Consider the following 22,420-nt stretch of genomic DNA (forward strand, 5'->3'; position numbering starts at 1 on the left):
TGCTGGCAACTTGACATCGATATATCGATAGGTGCATCATTCGATATATCGACAACAGACTGTCGACCGTGCGAGAGAGAGCCGCCCGACCAGAGTGACGGCCCCCGCACCACCACATTCGTAGGAGAACCCGTGAACCGCATGAACCTGAACATCCACATGTCCCACCCCCGCCGAGGGGGCCACGCCGGCCGAGGCCGGTCCATCGACGACCAGCCCGGTCGCAACCGCGGGCAGGACGGCCAGCCCGGCCACGGACACCACGGGGGACCCCGTCGTGGCCGCAGCGAGTTCGCGGGCTTCGGCGAAGGCCGTGGCCCTCGCGGCGGCGGACGCGGTCCGCGTCGCGGCCGGCGCGGTGACGTCCGCCGGGCGATCCTCGCGCTGCTCGCCGAGGAGCCGATGAACGGCTACGGCATCATCACCGCCATCGCCGAGCGCTCCGACGGCTCGTGGCAGCCCGGGCCCGGCTCGGTCTACCCCGCGCTGCGACTGCTCGACGAAGAGGGCCTGATTGCCCCGGACGAGTCCGATGACGACCCGCGCCGCAAGGTCTTCGCGCTGACCGACGACGGTCGGACCTACGCGGAGACGCACGGCGACGAGCTCGCCCAGGCGTTCGCCGACGCGACGACACCGCAGCGGGGCTTCCGCGAGATGCGCCGGGAGATCGGCCAGCTCGTCGTCGCCGTCGAACAGGTCGTCATGGCCGGCCAGCCGACCCAGATTGAGACGGCCCAGAAGGTGCTCGCCGACGCCCGTCGCTCGCTCTACCGCATCCTGGCAGAGGACGACGAGGCGGGCGCTGAGAGCCCGACCGACCCGGTCGAGTAGCCACCGTCGACCGCGTCCAGGGCCTGCAGGAGTCGCTCCCGCAGGCCCTGTCCGCGCGTCGCGAAGTCGCGCTGCGCGGCGGCATACTCGGCCCGTCCCTGGGGGGTCTCGATGGCGACGGGCACGTAGCCGAGGGCGCCGAGGTCGTAGGGCGAGGCGCGCATGTCGAGCTCGCGGATCTCGCGGGCGAGCTCGAAGCAGTCGAGCGCGAGGCTGCTCGGCACCGCCGGCGCCAGCTTCATGCACCACTTGTAGAGGTCCATGCCGGCGTGCAGGCAGCCCGGCTGCTCGAGGGCGACCTGGTCCTCGCGGGTGGGTTGGAGGACGTTCAGGGACCGGGCCGGGGGAGTGTAGAAGCGGAAGGCGTCGAAGTGCGTGCACCGGATCTGCAGCCCGTCGACGACCTCGTCGGTGCCGGTGGGGCCGAGGCGCAGTGGCCAGGCCGAGTGTCGCACCTCGTCAGGCGACTGGCGGTAGACCATCGCCCACTCGTGCAGGCCGAAGCAGCCGAGCTGCGCCGGCCGCGAGTGGGTGGCTGTCACGAGCCGGCGCACGAACTCGACCGTGGCACCACGCGCTTCCAGGTATGCCGCCGTGTCGAGCACACTGCCGCCGTCCAGGTCGCGGTAGAACCGCCACGACCCGCGGTCCAGCTGTGCGGCGCCGTCGAGGACCAGGTCGGGTCCCGGGTGCCAGCGGCGCAGCTGCGAGGGCTTGAACGGGTAGTAGGTGAAGAGGAAGTCCTCGACCGGGTGGGCCGTGCCGGTCTGGCGACGCTCGCGGTGGCCGGCCGTGAGGGCGTCGACCCGGTCGGCGTGGTCGGCCTCAAGGGCCTGCCACGCCGCCTGCTCGAGCACCCCGGCGACCATGGGCACCAAGGCTAGGCGGTCACCCTCGTGACGCGGGGAGGGTGGTCACGAGCGGGCAGCGGCGTCGTGCAGGACGCGGTCCCAGTCGTGGTCGAGGTCGCTGAAGGCGATGGTTGAGTCGGCTCCGTGCGGTGCGTGCGGGAGCGACCAGGTGCGGCGGTGGTGACGCTCGAGGGCGAAGACCAGCGCAGTGATGAAGGCGATGAAAACGATGATTTCCATGACTGAAATCATGCGCCCAACCGAATGCAGCCACGAGTGGCAGAACTGTCGCTGAGGGAGGTTTTTCTGCCATACTGTCGGCATGGCCCTGTCCACGATTGCTGCGCTGATCACCGACCCCGTCGCGATGTTCGAGACCGCCATCGCGTGCGAGGTCTTCGGGCTCGACCGCACGGACGACGGAGTGCCGCCGTTCACCTTCATGATGTGCGGCGAGACCGCCGGAGTGCCCGTGCCCACGACGAGTGGCGGCGCGCTGACGCCGACGCACCAGTGGCAGGACGCACTGGACGCCGACCTCGTGGTCATGCCCGCGGGTGGCGTCCGCGACACGTACCCGGAGGAGCTGCTCGACGTGATCCGTGGTGCGCACGCCCGCGGCGCCACGATCCTGTCGATCTGCACGGGGGCGTTCATCCTCGGCGAGACCGGGCTGCTCGACGGGCTGACCGCGGTGACGCACTGGCGCTACGCGGAGTCGTTCGCCAAGCGGTTCCCCAAGACCACGGTGTCGATGGACGTGCTCTACCTCGACCACGGCCAGATCGTCACCGGGGCCGGCACCGCAGCGGGGATCGACGCGGTGCTCCACCTCGTGCGTCGCGAGCTGGGGTCGACGGTGGCCACCCGGATCGCCCGCCGGATGGTCGTGCCTCCGCAGCGCGACGGTGGCCAGCGCCAGTACGTCGAGGCGCCGCTGCCCGAGGTCGACTGCGAGAGCATGCAGCCGGTGCTCAACCACATCACCGAGAACCTCGACGCCCCCCACACCGTCCCGGACCTGGCCCGCCTCGCGATGATGTCCGAGCGCACCTTCGCCCGCCGCTTCGTCGCCGAGACGGGCACGACACCGCACAAGTGGCTCGTCCAGCAACGCGTGCTGCGCGCTCGCGAGCTGCTCGAGTCGACCGACCTCCCGGTGGAGTCGGTGGCGTCGCACAGCGGGTTCGGGTCGGCGGCGTTGCTGCGGACCCACTTCCAGACCGTCGTGGGCACTTCGCCCCAGCGCTACCGTCGCGAGTTCTCGCGGCGCTGATCTGCCGTGGGCCGTGCAGGTTTCGTTCCAATTGGGTGAGAAACCTGCAGGGTGGGTGGCCGGATAGGCTCCTCGGGTGCGCATCGCGAGATACACCACTGGTGAGGACCCCTCCTACGGCATCGTCGAGGGGGAGCCGGGCCGCGAGTTCATCGCCCAGGTCCAGGGTGACCCGCTCTACCAGCCGGTCGTGCTGACGGGCGAGACCGTGCGGCTCGAGGACGCCCGGCTCCTGGCGCCGGTCATCCCGCGCAGCAAGGTGATCGGCATCGGTCGCAACTACGCCGACCACGCCAAGGAGATGGGCGGCGAACCGCCCGCGCAGCCGTTGATGTTCCTCGTCCCCAACACCGCGGTCGTCGGTCCGGGCGACCCCATCGTCATGCCGGCCGGGGCGCAGGAGATCTCCTACGAGGGTGAGCTGGCCGTCGTCATCGGGCGGATCGCCAAGGACGTGCCGCGGGAGCGGGTGTCCGAGGTCGTCTACGGCTACACCTGTGCCAACGACGTCACCGCGCGCGACTGGCAGCGTGGCGACGGGCAGTGGGCCAGGGCCAAGGGTTTCGACACGTCCACGCCGTTGGGACCCTGGATCACCACCGAGCTCGACGTCTCCGACCTGCGGATCCAGAGCCGGATCGACGGCGAGACCCGCCAGGACGGCCGGACCGCCGACATGATCTTCGACGTGGAGACCCTGGTGTCCTACGTCAGCGCCGCGTTCACGCTCCTCCCCGGTGACGTGATCCTCACCGGCACCCCGGCCGGGGTCGGCCTCGTCGAGCCGGGTCAGCGGGTGGACGTCGAGATCGAGGGCATCGGCACGCTCAGCAACACCTTCGTGCGCCGCTGAGGCGAGGTATGCCGCCGGGGTCGTCGCGCTCAGCGCGGGGCGGCCGGCCACGCGGCATACCCCAGTGTTCTCCGGGTGTCAGGTGGGCGACGTGGCGCGCACGAGCCCGCCATCCTGCGCAGGGGCCCGGCCACAGGCCAGGGCACGGTCCCTGAGCTCGGCGATCGACGGAGCGGGCCCGACCGCGACCCCGACCGGGTCGACGGACAGCCGCGCGGCCAGTGGCTCCAGCTCCATCGGGACGGCAGAGTCGCCCAACCCGCCACGCACCGCCGCGCGCGTCGCGTCCTGGAGCAGCCGCTCGGCCTCCACATCAGGACCTCCGGCCACGGTGGCGAGGGCGATGCCCGCGATCGTCTCGAGCTGCCACCCGAGGTCGCTCGGGGCGAAGTGCCGGATGGACTCCGCGAGCACGCCACGACCGTCGTCCAGCTGCCCGTCGCGCACGAGGGAGAAGCCGAGCATCTGCAGCGCGTCGCACAGGACGTATCCGGTGCCGATGCGCCGGCTGCGCCGCACCGCCTCCTGGGCGAAGGGGACGGCCTGCCCCGGCGCGTCGGCCATGAGGTGGCCTCGCGCGATGTCCACCAACGTCGACATCGCCTCCGTGTCGTCCACGGCGAGGTCGAGGCCGATCCGACCGAGGCGGACCACCTCGGCCGCATCGCCACGGTTGGTGGCCGCCCACGCCGCGGCGCTGTGGGCGCGAAGCCGCATCCCGCGGTGGCCCGCCTCGGTCGCCACCGAGATCGCCAGGTCACCCTCGGCCCGCGCGGCATCGTCGTCCCCGCACTCCGAGGCGATGACGGCGCGGAAGCAGTGGGCCAGCACGCGGTGCACCGTGTCCGAGGGGTCGAGCTGGTCGACCGCCGCGAGCAGGGGAGTGGCCACCTGAGGGCCCTCGACGACGTAGGCCGCGCTCCCCGCGACGATCTGGGCCCTCGGGAGCCAGGGCCCCGGGCGGGGCATCGCGAGAACGGACCGCATGAGGTCGAGCAGGACGTCCTGTCGTCCGAGCAGGGCCAGGGCACGACGGCGGCTGCCCAGCAGTGCGGTCGCGCGGTCGGGTCGTCGGTTGCCGACCAGCTCTTCGACGACCTGCCGGAGGATGGGCAGGTCGTCCTGCACCCCGGCCACGAACTCCTCAGGGACGTGTTCCTCGAAGTCCACCCGCTCCGTTTCCTCGAGCCACAGGTCGGCCACGGCGAGGAGGGCGGCGTGGCGGCGCGCTGCTGCGGTCGTGACGCCACCGGGGTCGGCGGGGCCGGCCGTCTCGAGGTCGGTCAGGCACACCGCGCGCACGGTGTGCAGCAGGCCGAACCGTCGCCCCGACCGCGACTCGAGGGGCTGGACCAGGGCGTGCCGGACCAGCGCCTCGATGGCGAGCAGGGGATCCGCGCGCGTCGGCCCCTCGCCGGTCGCGGCAGCGACGACCGCTGAGGCGGTGCGCCGGTCCGGCGGGCCGTCGAGGACCGAGAGCGCCTCGAGGGCGACCCGTTCGGCTGGACGGAGCAGGTCGAGGCTCCATCGGACCAGGCTGGTCAGGGACGACTGTCGTCCGCTCGGCGTTGCTGAACTTACGTCGCCGGGGCGGGGGAGACGTCCGAGGAGCTCGGTGGGAGGAAGCGTTGCGACTCGCGCCGCAGCCAGCTCGATGGCCAGGGGTAGCCCGTCGAGGAGCTCACAGAGCTGCACCACCGCGTCGGCGTCCGAGGCGCCCGTGTACCCCGGGACCACCGCCCCCGCGCGCTCCACGAAGAGCTGCCGGGCCGTGGTCCGGGGGTCGAGCAGTGGCACCGGCACGACGTGTTCACCGGGCAGGCCCAACGGACCCCGGGATGTCGCCAGCACCCTCGTCGTGCGGTGCGCCTCCAGCAGTTCCCGGATCTCCTTCGGCGCGTTGACGACGTGCTCCAGGTTGTCGAGCGCGAGCAGGGTCGGCTCCTCGTCGAGCCGGTCGCCCAGGGAGTCCGGCGCGACCCCCAGCGCGCGTGCGACGTTGTCGGTGACCGACGCCGTTCCCGGCTCGGCGGCGAAGGACACCCATCGCACCCCGTCGGTGTCCCGCCGCGCCAGCGCTTCCTGGGCGGTGCGGGTCTTGCCGACCCCGCCGGGCCCGGTCACCACGACCAGGCGGTGGGAGTCCAGGGCGTCCGCCGTGGCGGTGATGACCTCCTCCCGGCCGATCGACGGGGACAGGGGAACGGGGACCGGCTCAGCCCGGATCGCCGGGGGTCGGCTGCCCATCAGGGCCGGATCCTGGTGGAGGACGCGCTCGGCCAGCTCAGCGAGCGCGGGGCCCGGGTCGAGCCCCAGCTCCTGTGACAGGTAGCGCGTGGCTCGACGCAGGGCATCGAGGGCATCGGCCTGTCGACCCGCCCGCGCGAGAGCGGTCACCAGCAGCTCCCACAGGTGCTCGTGATCCGGGTGCTGCTCAACGAGCTCCTCGAGCTCGGGCAGGGCGGCCTGGTGCTGGGCCAGCGCCACGTTGGCCTCCGCCCGCAGCTCTCGTCCGCGCAGTCGGTCGCGGTGCAGGGGTTCGAGCCACTCAGCAGCGAAGGGCACTCCCACGAGGTCGGCCAGCGGGTCGCCCCGCCACTCGTCGAGGGCTGTGGCGCAGTGCTCGGCGGCTGCCTTGGGGCGACCGGCGGTCAGGGCGTCCGCAGCCTCCGTGAGCAGGCCGCGGAAGCGGGACACGTCGATCTCCTCCACGGCCGCGACGAGCTCGTACCCCTCGCCGTGGCCGACGATGCGGCTCGGGGAGCCGGCTGGCCGGTCGGGTTCGAGGGCCCTGCGCAGGGTCGAGACGTAGACCTGGAGGTTCTGGCGGTAGTGGGGCGGGACACGTTCGCCCCACACGCCTTCCGCGAGACGGTCGACGGACACGGTGTGGTTGGGGTCGAGGGCCAGCTGGGCGAGGACGGCCCGCTGCTTGGGCCCTCCACAGTCGACGGGGGAGCCGTCGTCCGCGACGACCTGCATGCTGCCCAGGAGCTTGACCTCCACCGACCCTCCGGCTGCTCAGCCACCCGGCCCGCGCCGGAGCGCCTCATCGTAGGCAGGAGGCATGGTGGCCGGACACCGCCAAACAACGCAGAGCCGCCGACAGGTGGGCCTGTCGGCGGCTCTGCGCTGGTCCGTGGTCCGTGTGGACTACTGCACGCGGCACCAGGTCGCGGACGGGGAGACGTAGATCCCTGAGACCGAGTGGATCTCGGACTGGTACTGGTAGCCCTGGTAGATGCCGTTGTAGTACCAGTACATCTCGATGCTCACGTTGTACGCGTAGCCGGAGCGGGCCGAGAAGGTGAAGACGTCGTTGCCCATGCCCAGACCGCTGCGAGTCGAGAGGTAGCCGGACGAGGGGTAGACCTGACGGAGCACCCAACCCGACGTGTTGTACTCCCAGACCTTGAACCGGTAGGAGACGGCCCAACCGGCTCCCCACCAGTGCAGGTCCGGCGCCTCGGCCGAGATCGAGCGGTAGTTGCAGTTCGCCGAGAGGGTGATGCTGGGGGTCGAGGCAGATGCCGAAGTTGCCGTGACGGTGCCGAAGCCAGCGACGCTGGCGAGGACGAGGACGAGGGCGGCGAGACGCCGGCGGAGGCGACGCGGAGCCCGACGAGCGGATGCCGGAGCCGGGGTCGCGGCGGAGGTGGGCTGGGCAGTCGGGGTGGTCTGGGTGGTGGTCGTGGTGTTCATCGTTCTCTCCTCCTCGGGGAGTCGGTCCGGGTGGTTTCTTGCTGACAGGAGAACCGTCCCAAGACCCGCTTCAGGATCACTTCAGGCCGGACCCGGCCGCCCTGAAGCGAGGTATGCCGCGTGGCCGGCCGCGCGGCATACCCACCTCCGCCCTCGGCCGCGACTTGTTGCCACTGGTGTGGCACGGGTGGCCCGGATGGGTGGGTTGGTGAGGTCCTGGTGGCAACAAGTCGCGGGGCGTCTCGACTTGTTGCCACTGGTGTGGCACGCGACGCCTGGATCGGGGGTCTGGTGAGGTCCTGGTGGCCAGAAGTCGCGGGGGGTGCCGACTTGTTGCCACTGGTGGGGCACGGGTGGCCCGGATCGGGGGTCTGGTGAGGTCCTGGTGGCCAGAAGTCGCGGGGGACTGGCGGACGGGACCTTCTCGGGTGGTCCCTAGAATCGGGGCACCATGACTGAGACGCCCAGCTCCGCACCCCGCCTCCGTGTCGCGCCGTCGCCCACTGGCGACCCGCACGTCGGCACCGCCTACATGTCGCTGTTCAACCTGGCCTTCGCGCGCCAGCAGGGCGGGTCGTTCGTGCTGCGCATCGAGGACACCGACCGGGCGCGGTTCAGGGAGGACAGCGAGCAGCAGGTCTTCGAGACGCTGCACTGGTTGGGGCTGCAGTGGGACGAGGGGCCGGACGTGGGTGGGCCCTTCGCGCCCTACCGCCAGTCCGAGCGGCTCGACACCTACCGCCCGTACGTCGAGCGGCTGCTGGCCGATGGTCGCGCGTACCACTGCTGGTGCTCGACCGAGCGTCTCGCCCAGATGCGTGACATGCAGCAGAAGCTCAAGCAGCCCACCGGCTACGACCGGCTCTGCCACGGCAAGACGCGCGAGGAGCGGGCCGAGCTGCCGGGCTTCAACGAGACCCCCGTGGTGCGGATGCTGATCCCCGACGACGTCGAGCTGACCTTCGACGACCTCATCCGTGGTCGCGTGTCAGCACCGCGTCCCGACGACCAGGTGATCCTCAAGGGCGACGGCTTCCCGACCTACCACCTCGCTGTCGTCGTCGACGACCACGAGATGGGGATCACCCACGTCGTGCGTGGTGAGGAGTGGATCTCCAGCACCCCCAAGCACATCCAGCTCTACAAGGACCTCGGGCTCGAGCCGCCGAAGTTCGCGCACATGCCGCTGCTGCGCAACACCGACAAGTCGAAGATCTCCAAGCGCAAGAACCCCGCGGCCCGCCTGACCTGGTTCAAGGAGCAGGGCTACCTGCCCGAGGCGCTGGTGAACTTCCTTGCGCTGCTTGCCTATCCGCCGAAGGAGGGTGCCGCCGGCGAGGACGTCGAGGTCTTCACCTTCGAGGAGTTCAGCGAGGACTTCGACTGGAAGAAGGTCAACCCGGTCGGCCCGATCTTCGACCTGAAGAAGCTCGACTGGCTCAACGGGGTCTACATCCGTGGGCTCGAGGTGGGTGAGCTGGCCTCGCGGTTGCTGCCCTTCCTGCAGGCCGACGGGGTGCTGGGTGACAACCCGAGCCTGGGCCAGCTGGCCCGGCTGAAGAAGGTCACCGAGCTGATCCAGACCCGCATGGTCCTGCTCACCGAGGCGAGCGCCCTGGTGCGCCCGTTCTTCCTCGGCGACGACGAGATCGAGATCGCCGAGGACGCGCGGGCCCAGCTCAAGGACGACTCCGGTGCGGTCCTGGCCGCGGCGACCAAGGCGCTCGAGGACGTCGACGACACCCGCTCGGGGGTGCTCGGGTCCGAGAGCGGCTGGAGCGCCTCCGCGATCGAGGCTGTCCTGCGCACGGCGATCGTCGAGGAGATGGGCATCAAGCCCAAGTTCGCGTTCGGGCCGCTGCGCACCGCCGTCTCCGGCCAGCGGATCAGCCCGCCGCTGTTCGAGTCGATGGAGATCCTCGGCAAGACCTCGACCCTGGCGCGCCTGCACCGGCTGCACGACGACCTCGCCTGAGGTCGGGGGCGTCGAGCAGGTCGTCGGCGCCTGCCGGCCACACGTGTCAGGCGCCACTCACAGCCGATTTGGGAACGCGACCGAGGGGCCGGTAGTATCGCGTCTCGGTTCACTCCCATGAAGGCCTTCGGGCGCGCTGGAAGTGATACCCCCTTGGGGTATGGTGTAATTGGCAACACTACGGTTTCTGGTACCGTCATTCTAGGTTCGAGTCCTGGTACCCCAGCTCAGGCGCAAGCCCTTGTGGCACACGCCGATTCGGAGAAATCCACTTCCTGCCGGTATGGTTCTCTCCGCTGCCCGCGCACTGCAGAGTGCACGGGCAACCAGCTAGGGCCCCGTTGTGTAGCGGCCTAGCACGCCGCCCTCTCAAGGCGGTAGCGCGGGTTCGAATCCCGTCGGGGCTACCAGTAGAAGCCTCCGTCCACGGACGGGGGCTTCTCCCATGTCCGGGTCCGGACGGGTGAGCCAGCCTAGGTGGCTCCGCTGCTGACGTGCTCCTGGGCGAGTCTGCGCAGTGCCGCCAGGACCGGGTCGACCAGGACAGTGCCGGCCACCACCCGGTGCAGGGCGGCGGCGAGGTCGTCGCGCGGCACCGCGGCCACGTCGACCGCGGCGATGCCCTCGGTGGCCCGCGCGTAGCCGGTCAGCGACTCCGGCTCGAGCGGCACGCCGGCGGACCTCGCCGCCGCGATCGCGCCGGTCAGCGAGCGCAGGGCTGGCGAGTCGGGTGACACCTGCCAGCCGAGCCCGGCCACCAGGTCGGTCACCTCGGCGCTGACGGCGACGTCGGGGTGGCTGGCGGGCAGCGCGTACTGCGCCTTGCCGAGGAGGTCGTGCCGGGAGGTCGGGGGAGAGTCGAGGGTCTCGACCACCCGCTTGCTCTGGGCGACGGAGACGCCCGCGTCGATCAGCGCGCGGACCAGCCGCACCCGCTGGAGGTGCATCTCGGAGTAGTCGGCCCGGGTGGCGCCGAGGCTCTCCCCGGCGGGGACGAGCCCCTCACGCAGGTAGTACTTGAGGGTCGCCACCGTCGTGCCGCTGCGCTCCGACAGCTCCGACATCTTCATGGATAGTCACACTACCCACGGCCAGCAGGGCGAGGTATGCCGCGTGGCCGGCTGGGCCACGCGGCATACCTCGTCGTCGTGGGAACGCGTGGAGCGCTCGCCTCAGGCGTGGTTCTGCTGCTGTTGCTGCGCGTGGTGGCGCGCGAGCACCTCGGTGAGCTTGTTGGCGCCGGCGATGACGGTGGCGGCGTGCAGCCGGCCGGGCTGGCGGGAGAGCCGCTCGATCGGGCCCGAGATGGACACCGCGGCGACGACGCGACCGGACGGGCCACGCACGGGTGCCGACACGGAGGCGACGCCGGCTTCCCGCTCGCCCACGCTCTGCGCCCACCCGCGGCGGCGCACGCCGGAGAGAGTGGTCGCGGTGAACTTGGCGCCGTGCAGCCCGCGGTGGAGCCGGTCGGGCTCCTCCCAGGCGAGCAGCACCTGGGCCGCCGAGCCGGCCAGCATCGACAGCGTCGCGCCGATCGGGATCGAGTCACGCAGTCCCACGGGGCGCTCGGCCGCGGACACGCAGATGCGGTGGTCGCCCTGGCGCCGGAAGAGCTGCGCGCTCTCGTTGGTGTGGTCGCGCAGCGCGCCGAGCACCGGGCCGGCAGCGGCCAGGAGCCGGTCCTCGCCGGCGGCGGCGGCGAGCTCGGCCAGGCGTGGACCGAGCACGAAACGGCCCTGGAGATCGCGCGTGACCAAGCGGTGGTGTTCGAGGGCCACGGCCAGCCGGTGAGCCGTGGGGCGGGCCAGCCCGGTCGCGGTGACCAGCTGGGCGAGGGTCGACGGACCGGCCTCGAGGGCGCCGAGGACGATGGCTGCCTTGTCGAGAACGCCGACTCCACTGGTTGTGTCCATGGCTTGATATTGACGTCTCATTCGCTGAGACGCAAATCCGTGGGCGTGTCCCGCGTGCGAACCTCGGATTGCAGCACAGCGCCGTGCTCACGACGGGGCACGGCCAAGCCGTGCCCGCGATGGGCCGCAACCAGGACAAGAGGGTGGAAGACGTGTCAGGAACGCTGGCCGAGAAGGTCTGGGAAGCGCATGTGGTTCGGCGCGCCGAGGGCGAGCCGGACCTGCTCTACATCGACCTCCACCTGATCCACGAAGTCACCTCACCCCAGGCCTTCGACGGGCTCCGGCTCGCGGGCCGCCAGGTCCGCCGTCCCGACCTCACCCTCGCGACCGAGGACCACAACGTCCCGACCACGCCCGGCCCGATCACCGACCTCGTGAGCAAGACCCAGGTCGACACGCTGCGCCGCAACTGCGAGGAGTTCGGGGTCCGGCTCTTTCCCATGGGCCACGCCGAGCAGGGCATCGTCCACGTCGTCGGTCCCCAGCGCGGCCTCACCCAGCCGGGCATGACGATCGTCTGCGGCGACTCGCACACGTCCACGCACGGAGCGTTCGGCGCGCTGGCGTTCGGGATCGGCACGTCCGAGGTCGAGCACGTGCTGGCGACGCAGACCCTGCCGCTCAAGCCGTTCCGCACCATGGCGGTCAACGTCGAAGGTGAGCTCCAGCCCGGGGTCACGGCCAAGGACATCACCCTGGCGGTGATCGCGAAGATCGGCACCGGCGGTGGCCAGGGTTACGTCCTGGAGTACCGGGGGAGCGCGATCCGGGCGCTGTCCATGGAAGCCCGCATGACGGTGTGCAACATGTCGATCGAGGCCGGCGCCCGCGCGGGCATGATCGCCCCCGACCAGACCACGTTCGACTACCTCCAGGGTCGCGAGCACGCGCCGACGGGCGCCGACTGGGATGCCGCGGTCGCCGACTGGAGCACGCTGCGCAGCGACGACGACGCGGTCTTCGACGCAGAGGTCGACCTCGACGCCAACACGCTCACGCCGTTCGTCACGTGGGGCACCAACCCCGGCCAGGGTCTCCCGCTCAGCGAGTCGGTGCCCGACCCCGAGACGATGGGCGACGACAACGAGAAGGCGGCCGCCCAGCACGCCCTCGACTACATGGGTCTGACCGCGGGCACGCCGCTGCGCGAGATCCGGGTCGACACGGTCTTCGTCGGCTCATGCACCAACGGCCGGATCGAGGACCTGCGCGCCGCCGCCGACATCGTCAAGGGGCGCAAGGTCGCCGACGGCGTCCGCATGCTCGTCGTGCCCGGATCCGCGCGGGTGCGGCTGCAGGCCGAGGAAGAGGGCCTCGACCAGGTGTTCACCGAGGCGGGTGCCGAGTGGCGCCTCCCCGGTTGCTCGATGTGCCTGGGCATGAACCCCGACCAGCTCGCCCCCGGTGAGCGCAGCGCCTCCACGTCCAACCGCAACTTCGAGGGCCGGCAGGGCAAGGGCGGTCGCACCCACCTCGTGAGCCCGCTCGTCGCCGCCGCCACCGCCTTGCGCGGCACGCTGTCCAGCCCGGCCGACCTCGTCGACGCCACCTCCGAGGGGAGCAAGTGATGGATGCCTTCACCACCCACACGGGCATCGGTGTGCCGCTGCGCCGCAGCAACGTCGACACCGACCAGATCATCCCGGCCGTCTACCTCAAGCGGGTGACCCGCACCGGCTTCGAGGACGGCCTGTTCGCGGCGTGGCGCAAGGACGAGACGTTCATCCTCAACAACCCCTCGTATGCCGCCGGGTCGGTGCTCGTCGCGGGTTCCGACTTCGGGACGGGCTCCTCACGCGAGCACGCCGTCTGGGCGTTGCTGAACTACGGCTTCCGCGTCGTCCTGTCGTCGCGGTTCGCGGACATCTTCCGCGGCAACAGCGGCAAGCAGGGGCTGCTCACGGCGCAGCTGTCCCAGGACGACATCGAGCTGATCTGGAAGTACCTCGAGAACGAGCCGGGTGCCTCCGTGACGGTCGACCTCGTGTCGCGCACCGTCACCGCCGGTGACATCGTCGCGCCGTTCGAGGTCGACGACTACACGCGCTGGCGGCTTCTCGAGGGCCTGGACGACATCAGCCTGACCCTGCGCCACGAGCAGGACGTGACCGAGTTCGAGACTCGCCGACCGGCATACAAGCCCTCCACGACGGTGGCCTGACGCGCGCGGCGCGCCGACGAGCACAAATTCCCCGAAAGTCGCCTTCCGGCGCCTGCCGGAGCGACCCCCGATGCGCCGCGTCGGGGGTCTTCTGGCGTCCCGCACCGTTGCGGCATCGTCATGCGTCTGCGAAAACCATTGACCTGCAACGCTTTCCGGCGCTCGGGCTCATCCGGACCCGGAATGGCCAGCGCAAGGTCCACGACCTGCTGCGGCCGCGCCGGCGCCCTCGAAGCGCGCCGCAATCCGTTGCGACACAACAGATCGGGCGCCGAGATGGTGGACTCACGAGCGCAACCGCCCTAACGTCGGACCCAAGTCGGGCACTGGCTCGGCCGCTCACCCTCGTCGGACTAAGGGGTCCGGCGTCACCAACCCTATGAAGGGGAAGACGTGAACAAGGCAGAACTGATCAAGGAGCTGGAGAGCCGCCTCGGCAGCCGGAAGGCAGCCAGCGACGCACTGACGGCCGTCGTGGACGTGATCATCCGCGAGGTGGCCAAGGGCGGCAGCGTCGCCATCACCGGCTTCGGAACGTTCGAGCAGGCCGCCCGGGCCGCGCGCACCGGCCGCAACCCGCGCACCGGTGCCAGCGTGAAGATCAAGAAGACCGTGGTGCCGAAGTTCCGCGCCGGCTCGGCCTTCAAGGATGTCGTCAAGAACCCGCGCTCGCTGCCCAAGGCAGCTGTCGCCGGTGCCCGTGCCGCTGCAGGGACGGCCACCAAGGCCGCCGCGGCCGGCGCCAAGAAGGCGGCGCCCGCGAAGAAGGCGGTCGTGAAGAAGGCGGCTCCGGCCAAGAAGGCGGCTCCCGCGAAGAAGGTGGCACCGGCCAAGAAGGCGGCGCCTGCGAAGAAGGCGGTCGTGAAGAAGGCGGCTCCGGCCAAGAAGGCGGCTCCCGCGAAGAAGGCGGCACCGGCCAAGAAGGCGGCGCCTGCGAAGAAGGCGGTCGTGAAGAAGGCGGCTCCGGCCAAGAAGGCGGCTCCGGCCAAGAAGGCGGCTCCCGCGAAGAAGGCGGCACCGGCCAAGAAGGCCGCGCCTGCGAAGAAGGCGGCACCGGCCAAGAAGGCCGCGACGAAGCGCGCGGCCAAGAAGGCCTGAGCCACACCAGCCCCATCACGGAGGCCGGCACCCAGATGGGTGTCGGCCTCCGTCACATGGCGGGAGGGCGGGGTGGGATGCTTGGGCCATGGCAGACATCCTCACCGTGAATGGCGGCGTACCGCTGGTCGGAGACCTCGAGGTCAGGGGTGCCAAGAACCTGGTCTCCAAGGCGATGGTCGCCGCGTTGCTCGCGGAGGGGCCATGCCGGCTCCGGGGGGTCCCGGAGATCTCCGACGTCAAGATCGTGTCGGGACTGCTCGAGCTCCACGGCGTCAAGATCGACTCCACCGACCGTGACGGCGAGCTGCTGCTCGACCCGACCAACGTCGAGCAGGCGCACGTGGCCGACATCGACGCCCACGCCGGCTCCTCCCGCGTGCCCGTGCTGCTGTGCGGCCCGCTGCTGCACCGCCTCGGTGAGGCGTTCATCCCCGACCTCGGCGGGTGCCGCATCGGTGAGCGCCCGATCAACTACCACCTCGACGTCCTGCGCCAGTTCGGTGCCGACGTGCAGAAGCGTCCCGAGGGACTGCGCCTCACTGCGCCCAACGGGCTGAAGGGCACGCGCATCAAGCTGCCGTACCCGTCCGTCGGCACGACCGAGCAGGTGCTGCTGACGGCGGTGCGCGCGCAGGGGGTCACCGAGCTGCGCAACGCCGCGGTCGAGCCGGAGATCCTCGACCTCATCGCCGTGCTGCAGAAGATGGGCGCGATCATCAGTGTGGAGACCGACCGGGTCATCAAGATCGACGGTGTCGACAGTCTCGGGGGCTACGACCACCTGTCCATCCCGGACCGCATCGAGGCCGGCTCATGGGCGTGCGCGGCGCTGGCGACCAGGGGCGACATCTACGTCCGGGGCGCCCAGCAGCAGGCGATGATGCCGTTCCTCAACGTCTTCCGGAAGATCGGTGGCGACTTCGACATCGACGACGAGGGCATCCGCTTCTGGCACGCCGGTGGCACCCTCAACTCGCTCGTGCTCGAGACCGACGTCCACCCCGGTTTCATGACCGACTGGCAGCAACCCCTGGTCGTGGCCCTGACCCAGACCAGTGGTCTGTCGATCGTCCACGAGACGGTCTACGAGAACCGACTGGGGTTCACGGAGGCACTGGGGGAGATGGGCGCGGTCGTCCAGCTCTACAAGGAGTGCCTGGGTGGTTCACCGTGCCGGTTCGGCCGGGCCAACTTCCGCCACAGCGCGGTCATCTCGGGTCCGACGCCGCTCAAGGGTGCCGAGATCACCGTCCCCGACCTGCGCGGTGGCTTCAGCTACCTCATCGCCGCACTGGCCGCCGAGGGACAGTCCAAGGTGCACGGCATCGAGCTGATCTACCGGGGCTACGAGCGGTTCTCCGACAAGCTCGACGGCCTGGGAGCCGACTACGAGGTCGGCTGAGCCCGCCTCACGACGTCGTCCGCCCGTCCGCCCGGCCGCCTGGCCGAGAGTCAGCCGATGGTCTGGTCGTCGCCGATCCCGACGATCCACAGGCGGTCGACCGTCGTGCCCTCACCCAGGTCGATGCTGAGGCGCTGGCCGACCCGCAGGTGGCGCAGCGCACTGGCCGCGAACACCGCGGAGCTGAAGCTGACCTCGCGCCCGTCGTCGAGCAGCGCGGAGCCGCCGCCGGTCGACTCGTCGAAGGTGTGCACGCTCGCCTGCATGGGCAGCAGCGTATCCGGCGTGGCGCCCAACACGCCCGCCGTGGCGGCGCCGACCCCGAGCGCGAGGGCGGCGCGCAGGGCCCGGTCGTCGTCGACATCGGTCCGCAGCCGGGGGAGGTCGAGTGGGAGCCGGTCGTGCCCCGCCGCCTCGTGCCTGGCGGCCGAGCCGTGGCCGAAGGACGAGACGAGGTCGGCCCCGTCGAGGGCGGTCAACAGGACCGTGCCGGTGCCCGAGGCGTCCGGGACCACCGCGCGGGGGTGCTGGGACGCTGCGGCCAGCGCCGCCACCAGGTCGGTGGGGCGCAGGGACGGCAGGTCGCCGAGCAACACCGCCACCGGTGCATGCGCGGACCGCGCCAGGGCGGCGTCGCGGCCCGCACGGACGGCGGCGTCGAGACCTGCGCCGGGGTCCGCCACGACCAGTGCACCCAGAGCACGCGCGACCCCGCGCACCCGCTCGTCGGAGGTCACGACGAGGACCCGGCCGGACGGCATACCGGCGCAGCAGGCGGTGAGGCAGTCGGTCGCGAGGGCGAGGGCGAGGTCCTCGCGTCCGACCCCGGCCGGAGGGTGCAGGCGCGACTTCGCGGTCGCCCCGCCCTTGACGGGGACGACGAGGTGCCAGTCGACGGGAGAGGTCATCGAGACGATCGTCGCAGTGCTGGCGCGCTTGCTCGACACCGACCCCGGGAGCCGCGAGGATGCTCACTCACACGCTCCCGTCGATATGGAGGACACGTGACCGCCCGCGGTGCACGAGCTCTGCCCTTCGCCTACCGGTTCGTGGTGGCGATCTTGCGTCCCGTGCTCATGGTGGTCACCAAGCGCGACTGGCGCGGCGCCGAGAACCTGCCAGCCACCGGTGGGTTCGTCGTGGCGCCCAACCACCTGTCCTACGTCGACCCGCTGGCTTTCGCCCACTTCCTCGTCGACCACGACCACCCGCCCTTCTTCCTCGGCAAGGAAGGCGTCTTCCGCGTCCCCGTCGTCGGCGCCATCCTCCGTGGCGCCGAGCAGATCCCGGTCTACCGCAACACCGGCCAGGCCGCGGACGCCTTCAGGGCCGCCGTCGCCGCGGTGGAGAGCGGCAAGTGCGTCGCGGTCTATCCCGAGGGCACGCTCACCCGCGACCCCGACATCTGGCCCATGGTCGGCAAGACCGGAGCCGCGCGGATCGCGTTGGCGACTCGCTGCCCCGTGATCCCGGTCGCCCAGTGGGGGCCGCAGGAGCTGCTCGCACCCTACGGGAAGCGGCTGCGGCTGTTCCCACGCAAGACGATGCGGGTCAGCGCCGGTCCGGCCGTCGACCTCAGCGACCTCTACGACAAGCCCGTGACGGGTGCCCTGCTGCGTCAGGCGACCGACCGCATCATGGCGGCGATCACGGCCGAGCTCGAGACCATCCGCGGCGCCAAGGCCCCGGCCGAGCGCTTCGACTCACGCAAGCACGGACTGCCCGAGACCGGGAACTTCCACCGCACGCAAGGAGATGGCGCATGACGACAGCTGCGGTGTTCGGGACGGGCAGCTGGGGCACGGCGTATGCCGCGGTGCTGGCTGACAGCGGCACGACCGTGCGCATGTGGGGGCGCCGACAGGCGGTGGTCGACCAGATCAACGCGGGGAGCAACGAGGACTACCTGCCCGGCATCCCACTGCCTACGGGCATCTCGGCCACGACCGACCCCGCCGAGGCAGCCGAGGGCGCCGACATCATCGTCCTCGCCGTGCCCTCCCAGACCCTGCGGGCCAACCTCGCCGACTGGGGTGGGGTGCTGCCCCGCAACGCCGCGATCGTGTCGCTGATGAAGGGCGTCGAGCTCGGCACCACGAAGCGGATGAGCGAGGTGATCGCCGAGGCGGGCGGAGTCGAGCCCCGGCGGATCGTCGTCGTGTCGGGCCCCAACCTGGCCAAGGAGATCGCCCTCAAGCAGCCGGCCGCGAGCGTGGTCGCGTGCATCGACGAGGCGGTCGCGGGCATGGTCGCTGAGGCCTCGAACCCGCCCTACTTCCGGCCCTACACCACGACCGACGTCGTCGGCGCCGAGCTCAGCGGCGCCGTGAAGAACGTCATCGCGCTGGCGGTGGGCATGGCCGAAGGGCTGGGTATGGGCGACAACTCCAAGGCCTCGATCATCACCCGCGGTCTCGCCGAGACGTCGCGCCTGGGCATGGCGCTCGGAGCCGACCCGGTGACGTTCTCGGGACTGGCCGGGGTCGGCGACCTCATCGCCACCTGCATGTCGCCGCTCTCGCGCAACCGCACCTTCGGGCTCAACCTCGGTCGCGGGATGGGGGTCGAGGAGGTGGTGGCGGTCACGAAGCAGACGGCTGAAGGCGTGAAGTCGTGCGAGTCGATCCTGCAGCTCGCCCACGACCACGGCGTCGACGTGCCGATCATCGAGCAGGTGGCGGCGGTCGTGCACGACGGTCGGCGGGCCGAGGACGTCGTCGGCGCGCTGATGGGACGGGCACTCAAGAACGAGGCGAAGTAGAGCAGTCAGGGGTCTGTTGTGAAGCTGCTTCTCACGTCCGGGGGCGTCACCAACGACAGCATCCGTGCCGCCCTGGTCGACCTGTTGGGCAAGCCGATCTCGGAGTCCAACGCGCTCTGCATCCCCACCGCCCAGTGGGGGCACCCGATGTGTGGGCCGACCTCGGTCCGTGGCTTCGTCAGCGGGCTGCCTCCGTGGGGCGGCATGTCCACGCTGGGGTGGAGGTCACTGGGTGTGCTCGAGCTCACCGCCCTGCCCAGCATCGGCGAGGAGCGCTGGTCCCGTGGGTCAGAGACGCCGACGTCCTGCTGGTGGACGGCGGCGATGCCACCTACCTGTGTCACTGGATGCGGCAGTCCGGACTGGCGGACCTCGTGCCGTCACTGCCCGACCTGGTCTGGGTGGGAGTGAGCGCCGGCAGCATGGTCATGACCCCCAGGATCGGCGACTACTTCGTGGAGTGGCCGTCCGCCCCGGACGACCGGACGCTAGGGGTCGTCGACTTCTCGATCTTCCCGCACCTGGACGTCTTTCCCACCAACACCCTGCCCAAGGCAGAGGCGTGGGCAGAGGGCATCCCGGGTCCCTCCTACGTCATCGACGACCAGACGGCCATCACGGTGGTCGACGGCACCGTCGAGGTCGTCAGCGAGGGCGACTGGAAGCTGCTCACCCAGGGATGATGACGCCCCGTTGCGTAGGGTCTCCGCGCCCCGAAAGTCAACGTTGGGGAGAGCAACCAATTCCTGTCGCAACGAGGGAGTCGGTGCGAGTCTCCGGAAACGCCTCCTTGACCCGGTCAGACCTGCTGGGCCAAACCGACGACATGACCCTGCGGGTCGGCGATCAGGGCGAACGACACTCCGGGAACGCTGACCGGCTCCTGGACGACGCGTCCGCCGAGGCGAGTCGTCTCGGCGATGGCCGCGGCCATGTCATCGACGCCGACGAAGAACGTGACCAGGTCGCCGTCGCCCTGGAGCGGGCTGATCGCGGTGTACAGCGCGCCGGGCACCCCTGTCTCGACAAAGGTGTAGCCGGGGAAGGCTCCTTCGGTGGGGTAGGTCCAGCCGAACAGCTCCCCGAAGAAGGCCCTTGTTGCGTCAGGGTCGCCCGAACGGATCTCGGCGTGCATGATGGGATGGCTCATGATGACCTCCGGTTGGGCGAGGCCACCGGGCGTGGCCTTCACCCAGATGACGTTCGAGCCCGCCCCGAATCGACAGCCGTCAGGTGGCGTCCGCGCCGTCCCTGAGGGCGCGGTCGAGGTCGCGCCACAGGTCCTCCACGTCCTCGATGCCGACGGACAGGCGCAGCAAGGCGTCGGGGACGGTGGCCGGCTCCGCAGGGTGGCGGCGACGGCGTTCGATCTGCGACTCGACCCCTCCGAGGCTGGTCGAGTGGGTCCACAGCTCGGTTGCCGCAGCGACGCGCTCGGCGCCGGCTGCGCCGCCCGGCACCTCGATGGCGATGATCGCCCCGAACCCGGGGTAGCGCGTCCTCTCGACCGCCGGGTGGGCGGCCAGGCGCTCGGCGAGCTCTCGGGCGTTGGCAGTGGCGCGTTCGATGCGGACGTGCAGGGTGCGCAGGCCACGCAGGGCCAGCCAGGTCTCCATCGGCCCGGCGATGGCGCCGTGCAGCAGTCGGGCGGTGGACAGCCGGTCGGCGAGCTCGCGACCGGCGTCCGTCGAGGGGGTGACGAGCGCACCGAGGATGACGTCGGAGTGGCCGGAGAGGTACTTGGTCACGGAGTGCAGCACGACGTCGACGCCGTCGCTGAGAGGCTGCTGCACCAGCGGTGTGGCAAAGGTGTTGTCGCACACCGTCAGGGCGCCGGCCTGACGCGCCATGGCGGCGAGCGCGCGGATGTCTGAGACCTCCAGCATGGGGTTGGTGGGGGACTCGACCCAGAGCATCGCCGCCCCCTGCAGCGCCTCGCGGACCTGCTCCTGGCCGGTGGGGTCGACGCGACGGACCGCCACCGCGCCGGTGGACGCGAGCTGGTCGAGCAGTGCGGTCGTGCCGTTGTAGGCGTGCGCCGGGACCACGACGGCCCCGCCGTGCGGCACCAAGGTGAGGGCGGCCGAGACGGCGGCCATCCCCGATGAGAAGACCTGGGCGTCGCCGCCCTCGAGGCCGCCGAGCGCCTCCTCGAACGCCGTCCAGGTGGGGTTGCCCCCGCGCGCGTAGTTGACCGGGCCGTCGGCGAGGTAGGTCGACGTGAACTCGAGGGGCGCGTTGACTCCGGCACCCGGCATACGGGGCTGGCGCCCGAGGGCGACGACGCGGGAGGCGGGGGACAGCTGCTCGTGGCTCACGTCGCCAGCGTAGGCGGGTGGCCGTGCGTGCCGTCGGGCTGCCCGACGAATGGGCGGGATACGCTCGTCCGCGATGAGCACTGACCAGCCCACGCCCTCCAAGCCTCGCGTCGCCATCGTCTTCGGCGGCCGCTCCTCGGAGCACGCCGTGTCGTGCGCTACCGCAGCGGGGGTGATGCGAGCGATCGACCGCGACGCCTACGACGTGATCCCGATCGGGATCTCGCGCGACGGTCACTGGGTGCTCGCCGACGGCGACCTGCGGTCGCTCGAGCTGACGTCGGACAGCACGCCCGAGGTCGCGCCGGACGGGGCTGCCGTCGTGGTGCCGCTCGCCACCACCGACCGCACGCTGACGACGCTCGAGCCGCAGCAGATCCCCGAGTCGCTCGGGGAGGTGGACGTCGTCTTTCCGTTGCTGCACGGGCCTTTTGGGGAGGATGGCACCATCCAGGGCATGTTCGAGATGGCCGACATCCGCTACGTCGGGTCGGGGGTCTTCGCGTCGGCTGCTGGGATGGACAAGCACTACATGAAGGTCCTGTTTGCGGGGGCCGGACTCCCGGTCGGCCCGTATGTCGTGATCACCGACTCCCAGTGGCGGCGCGACAAGGCGGCCGCGATGGACGCGGTCGGCGCGCTCGACTACCCGGTGTTCGTCAAGCCGTCACGAGCCGGCTCGAGCATGGGGATCTCGCGGGTGTCGACTCCCGAGGCGTTGGAGGCGGCGATCGAGTTCGCCCGCGAGCACGACCGCAAGGTCATCGTGGAGCAGGGCATCGTCGGTCGTGAGATCGAGTGCGCCGTCCTCCAGGGCCGCGGCACCGATGCACCCCGCGTCTCGCACGTCGGGGAGATCGAGGTGACGGCCGAGGGCGGTCACGAGTTCTACGACTTCGAGGCCAAGTACATCGACGACGGCGCGGTCCTGTCCTGCCCCGCCAACGTGCCGGACTCGATCTCGGCCGAGGTTCAGCGGCTGGCGGGCGAGGCGTTCGAGGCGCTCGGTTGTGAGGGCTTGGCACGGGTCGACTGCTTCTACACCGACACCGGCGACGTCGTCATCAACGAGATCAACACGATGCCCGGCTTCACCCCGCACTCGATGTATCCCCAGATGTGGGAGGCGACCGGGCTGCCCTACCCGCAGCTGATCGACGAGCTGATCCAGCTCGCCCTCACCCGGCCGGTCGGGCTGCGCTGAGTCGCGGGGGAGGGCGCCGCGCGGTTTGGTGTGATGCGCTCGAGTCGCCCTGACCCGGGGAGG

The 22,420-nt window shown here is 70.8% G+C and carries 20 protein-coding genes, 2 tRNA genes and 1 pseudogene; 14 read left to right on the forward strand and 9 right to left on the reverse strand.

The features are described 5' to 3' along the window. Positions 1 to 141: 141 nt before the first annotated feature. Positions 142 to 834, forward strand: coding sequence for a PadR family transcriptional regulator (locus ASG91_RS09905; RefSeq protein ID WP_235544220.1), 693 nt, complete (start codon positions 142 to 144; stop codon positions 832 to 834). On the opposite strand, the gene ASG91_RS09910 is transcribed toward ASG91_RS09905, so the two are convergent. Both ASG91_RS09910 and ASG91_RS20650 read right to left on the reverse strand, forming a co-directional pair. Beyond that, positions 771 to 1,703, reverse strand: a complete 933-nt coding sequence (locus tag ASG91_RS09910) for a hypothetical protein (protein WP_056922482.1) — start codon at positions 1,701 to 1,703, stop codon at positions 771 to 773. The genes ASG91_RS09905 and ASG91_RS09910 overlap by 64 nt on opposite strands. A gap of 45 nt (positions 1,704 to 1,748) precedes the next feature. Next, positions 1,749 to 1,925 (reverse strand): hypothetical protein, encoded by a 177-nt coding sequence (locus ASG91_RS20650; RefSeq protein WP_157606280.1) that lies wholly within the window; start codon positions 1,923 to 1,925, stop codon positions 1,749 to 1,751. Between the two features lie 82 nt (positions 1,926 to 2,007). Here ASG91_RS20650 and ASG91_RS09915 point away from each other — a divergent pair, with 82 nt between their 5' ends. Then, a complete protein-coding gene (locus ASG91_RS09915) occupies positions 2,008 to 2,961 on the forward strand; it encodes a GlxA family transcriptional regulator (RefSeq protein ID WP_056922483.1) in 954 nt (317 codons plus the stop codon). A gap of 76 nt (positions 2,962 to 3,037) precedes the next feature. Then, positions 3,038 to 3,814, forward strand: coding sequence for a fumarylacetoacetate hydrolase family protein (locus ASG91_RS09920; protein ID WP_056922484.1), 777 nt, complete (start codon positions 3,038 to 3,040; stop codon positions 3,812 to 3,814). Positions 3,815 to 3,892: 78 nt separating this feature from the next. On the opposite strand, the gene ASG91_RS09925 is transcribed toward ASG91_RS09920, so the two are convergent. Next, positions 3,893 to 6,820: a BTAD domain-containing putative transcriptional regulator gene (locus ASG91_RS09925; protein ID WP_056922485.1), complete on the reverse strand. Its 2,928-nt coding sequence runs from the start codon at positions 6,818 to 6,820 to the stop codon at positions 3,893 to 3,895. Positions 6,821 to 6,967: 147 nt separating this feature from the next. Further along, the gene (locus ASG91_RS09930; RefSeq protein WP_056922486.1) at positions 6,968 to 7,516 is read right to left on the reverse strand and encodes a hypothetical protein; all 549 of its coding nucleotides are present in this window, start codon (positions 7,514 to 7,516) and stop codon (positions 6,968 to 6,970) included. A gap of 451 nt (positions 7,517 to 7,967) precedes the next feature. Here ASG91_RS09930 and gltX point away from each other — a divergent pair, with 451 nt between their 5' ends. The 3 genes from gltX to ASG91_RS09945 all read left to right on the forward strand — a co-directional run bounded on the left by gltX (position 7,968) and on the right by ASG91_RS09945 (position 9,901). After that, positions 7,968 to 9,491, forward strand: a complete 1,524-nt coding sequence (gltX, locus tag ASG91_RS09935; protein ID WP_082594069.1) for a glutamate--tRNA ligase — start codon at positions 7,968 to 7,970, stop codon at positions 9,489 to 9,491. A gap of 154 nt (positions 9,492 to 9,645) precedes the next feature. Continuing rightward, positions 9,646 to 9,717 (forward strand) — tRNA-Gln (locus ASG91_RS09940). Between the two features lie 108 nt (positions 9,718 to 9,825). Continuing rightward, positions 9,826 to 9,901: transfer RNA gene (locus tag ASG91_RS09945), tRNA-Glu, on the forward strand. A gap of 63 nt (positions 9,902 to 9,964) precedes the next feature. Here the strand turns inward: ASG91_RS09945 and ASG91_RS09950 are convergent. Together ASG91_RS09950 and ASG91_RS09955 are read right to left on the reverse strand one after the other, a co-directional pair. Next, positions 9,965 to 10,561: a MerR family transcriptional regulator gene (locus ASG91_RS09950; protein WP_056922487.1), complete on the reverse strand. Its 597-nt coding sequence runs from the start codon at positions 10,559 to 10,561 to the stop codon at positions 9,965 to 9,967. Between the two features lie 102 nt (positions 10,562 to 10,663). Next, positions 10,664 to 11,407, reverse strand: a complete 744-nt coding sequence (locus ASG91_RS09955; RefSeq protein WP_056922488.1) for an IclR family transcriptional regulator — start codon at positions 11,405 to 11,407, stop codon at positions 10,664 to 10,666. 152 nt (positions 11,408 to 11,559) lie between these two features. Here ASG91_RS09955 and leuC point away from each other — a divergent pair, with 152 nt between their 5' ends. From leuC to murA, 4 genes are all read left to right on the forward strand, one after another. Then, positions 11,560 to 12,978: a 3-isopropylmalate dehydratase large subunit gene (gene leuC, locus ASG91_RS09960; protein WP_200961275.1), complete on the forward strand. Its 1,419-nt coding sequence runs from the start codon at positions 11,560 to 11,562 to the stop codon at positions 12,976 to 12,978. Further along, positions 12,978 to 13,571, forward strand: a complete 594-nt coding sequence (gene leuD / locus ASG91_RS09965) for a 3-isopropylmalate dehydratase small subunit (RefSeq protein ID WP_056922490.1) — start codon at positions 12,978 to 12,980, stop codon at positions 13,569 to 13,571. Before leuC ends, leuD begins: the two co-directional genes overlap by 1 nt. 393 nt (positions 13,572 to 13,964) lie before the next feature. After that, a complete protein-coding gene (locus tag ASG91_RS09970) occupies positions 13,965 to 14,669 on the forward strand; it encodes an HU family DNA-binding protein (protein WP_056922491.1) in 705 nt (234 codons plus the stop codon). An 88-nt stretch (positions 14,670 to 14,757) separates the two neighbouring features. Continuing rightward, entirely contained in the window at positions 14,758 to 16,074 is a 1,317-nt protein-coding gene (gene murA / locus ASG91_RS09975) for a UDP-N-acetylglucosamine 1-carboxyvinyltransferase (protein WP_056922492.1), read from the forward strand. Between the two features lie 50 nt (positions 16,075 to 16,124). Here murA and cofC read toward each other — a convergent pair whose 3' ends face one another. Next, the gene (cofC, locus tag ASG91_RS09980) at positions 16,125 to 16,982 is read right to left on the reverse strand and encodes a 2-phospho-L-lactate guanylyltransferase (protein WP_082594095.1); all 858 of its coding nucleotides are present in this window, start codon (positions 16,980 to 16,982) and stop codon (positions 16,125 to 16,127) included. A gap of 96 nt (positions 16,983 to 17,078) precedes the next feature. On the opposite strand from cofC, the gene ASG91_RS09985 reads away from it, so the two are divergent. From ASG91_RS09985 to ASG91_RS09995, 3 genes and pseudogenes are all read left to right on the forward strand, one after another. After that, the gene (locus ASG91_RS09985) at positions 17,079 to 17,840 is read left to right on the forward strand and encodes a 1-acyl-sn-glycerol-3-phosphate acyltransferase (protein ID WP_056922494.1); all 762 of its coding nucleotides are present in this window, start codon (positions 17,079 to 17,081) and stop codon (positions 17,838 to 17,840) included. Next, positions 17,837 to 18,835: an NAD(P)H-dependent glycerol-3-phosphate dehydrogenase gene (locus tag ASG91_RS09990; protein WP_056922495.1), complete on the forward strand. Its 999-nt coding sequence runs from the start codon at positions 17,837 to 17,839 to the stop codon at positions 18,833 to 18,835. The genes ASG91_RS09985 and ASG91_RS09990 overlap by 4 nt, the downstream gene beginning before the upstream one ends. Positions 18,836 to 18,853: 18 nt before the next feature. Then, positions 18,854 to 19,518: pseudogene (locus ASG91_RS09995) on the forward strand (Type 1 glutamine amidotransferase-like domain-containing protein). Positions 19,519 to 19,634: 116 nt separating this feature from the next. On the opposite strand, the gene ASG91_RS10000 reads toward ASG91_RS09995, so the two are convergent. Together ASG91_RS10000 and ASG91_RS10005 are read right to left on the reverse strand one after the other, a co-directional pair. Continuing rightward, positions 19,635 to 19,985 carry a VOC family protein gene (locus tag ASG91_RS10000; protein ID WP_157606282.1) on the reverse strand — a complete coding sequence of 117 codons (351 nt, stop codon included), beginning with the start codon at positions 19,983 to 19,985 and terminating at the stop codon, positions 19,635 to 19,637. A gap of 79 nt (positions 19,986 to 20,064) precedes the next feature. After that, entirely contained in the window at positions 20,065 to 21,153 is a 1,089-nt protein-coding gene (locus ASG91_RS10005; protein WP_056922497.1) for a PLP-dependent aspartate aminotransferase family protein, read from the reverse strand. Positions 21,154 to 21,226: 73 nt separating this feature from the next. Between ASG91_RS10005 and ASG91_RS10010 the strand changes: the two genes are divergently transcribed. After that, positions 21,227 to 22,357, forward strand: coding sequence for a D-alanine--D-alanine ligase family protein (locus tag ASG91_RS10010; RefSeq protein ID WP_056922498.1), 1,131 nt, complete (start codon positions 21,227 to 21,229; stop codon positions 22,355 to 22,357). Positions 22,358 to 22,420: the final 63 nt, after the last annotated feature.

The sequence above is a fragment of the Phycicoccus sp. Soil802 genome (assembly GCF_001429605.1).
Lineage (GTDB): Bacteria > Actinomycetota > Actinomycetes > Actinomycetales > Dermatophilaceae > Pedococcus.

What these genes read in the sequence shown, in the direction of transcription:
- ASG91_RS09905 (WP_235544220.1), top strand. Translation starts at nt 142, where the DNA reads ATGAACCTGAACATCCACATGTCCCACCCCCGCCGAGGGGGCCACGCC.
- ASG91_RS09910 (WP_056922482.1), bottom strand. Translation starts at nt 1,703, where the DNA reads ATGGTCGCCGGGGTGCTCGAGCAGGCGGCGTGGCAGGCCCTTGAGGCC.
- ASG91_RS20650 (WP_157606280.1), bottom strand. Translation starts at nt 1,925, where the DNA reads ATGGAAATCATCGTTTTCATCGCCTTCATCACTGCGCTGGTCTTCGCC.
- ASG91_RS09915 (WP_056922483.1), top strand. Translation starts at nt 2,008, where the DNA reads ATGGCCCTGTCCACGATTGCTGCGCTGATCACCGACCCCGTCGCGATG.
- ASG91_RS09930 (WP_056922486.1), bottom strand. Translation starts at nt 7,516, where the DNA reads ATGAACACCACGACCACCACCCAGACCACCCCGACTGCCCAGCCCACC.
- gltX (WP_082594069.1), top strand. Translation starts at nt 7,968, where the DNA reads ATGACTGAGACGCCCAGCTCCGCACCCCGCCTCCGTGTCGCGCCGTCG.
- ASG91_RS09950 (WP_056922487.1), bottom strand. Translation starts at nt 10,561, where the DNA reads ATGAAGATGTCGGAGCTGTCGGAGCGCAGCGGCACGACGGTGGCGACC.
- ASG91_RS09955 (WP_056922488.1), bottom strand. Translation starts at nt 11,407, where the DNA reads ATGGACACAACCAGTGGAGTCGGCGTTCTCGACAAGGCAGCCATCGTC.
- leuD (WP_056922490.1), top strand. Translation starts at nt 12,978, where the DNA reads ATGGATGCCTTCACCACCCACACGGGCATCGGTGTGCCGCTGCGCCGC.
- murA (WP_056922492.1), top strand. Translation starts at nt 14,758, where the DNA reads ATGGCAGACATCCTCACCGTGAATGGCGGCGTACCGCTGGTCGGAGAC.
- cofC (WP_082594095.1), bottom strand. Translation starts at nt 16,982, where the DNA reads ATGACCTCTCCCGTCGACTGGCACCTCGTCGTCCCCGTCAAGGGCGGG.
- ASG91_RS09990 (WP_056922495.1), top strand. Translation starts at nt 17,837, where the DNA reads ATGACGACAGCTGCGGTGTTCGGGACGGGCAGCTGGGGCACGGCGTAT.
- ASG91_RS10000 (WP_157606282.1), bottom strand. Translation starts at nt 19,985, where the DNA reads ATGAGCCATCCCATCATGCACGCCGAGATCCGTTCGGGCGACCCTGAC.
- ASG91_RS10010 (WP_056922498.1), top strand. Translation starts at nt 21,227, where the DNA reads ATGAGCACTGACCAGCCCACGCCCTCCAAGCCTCGCGTCGCCATCGTC.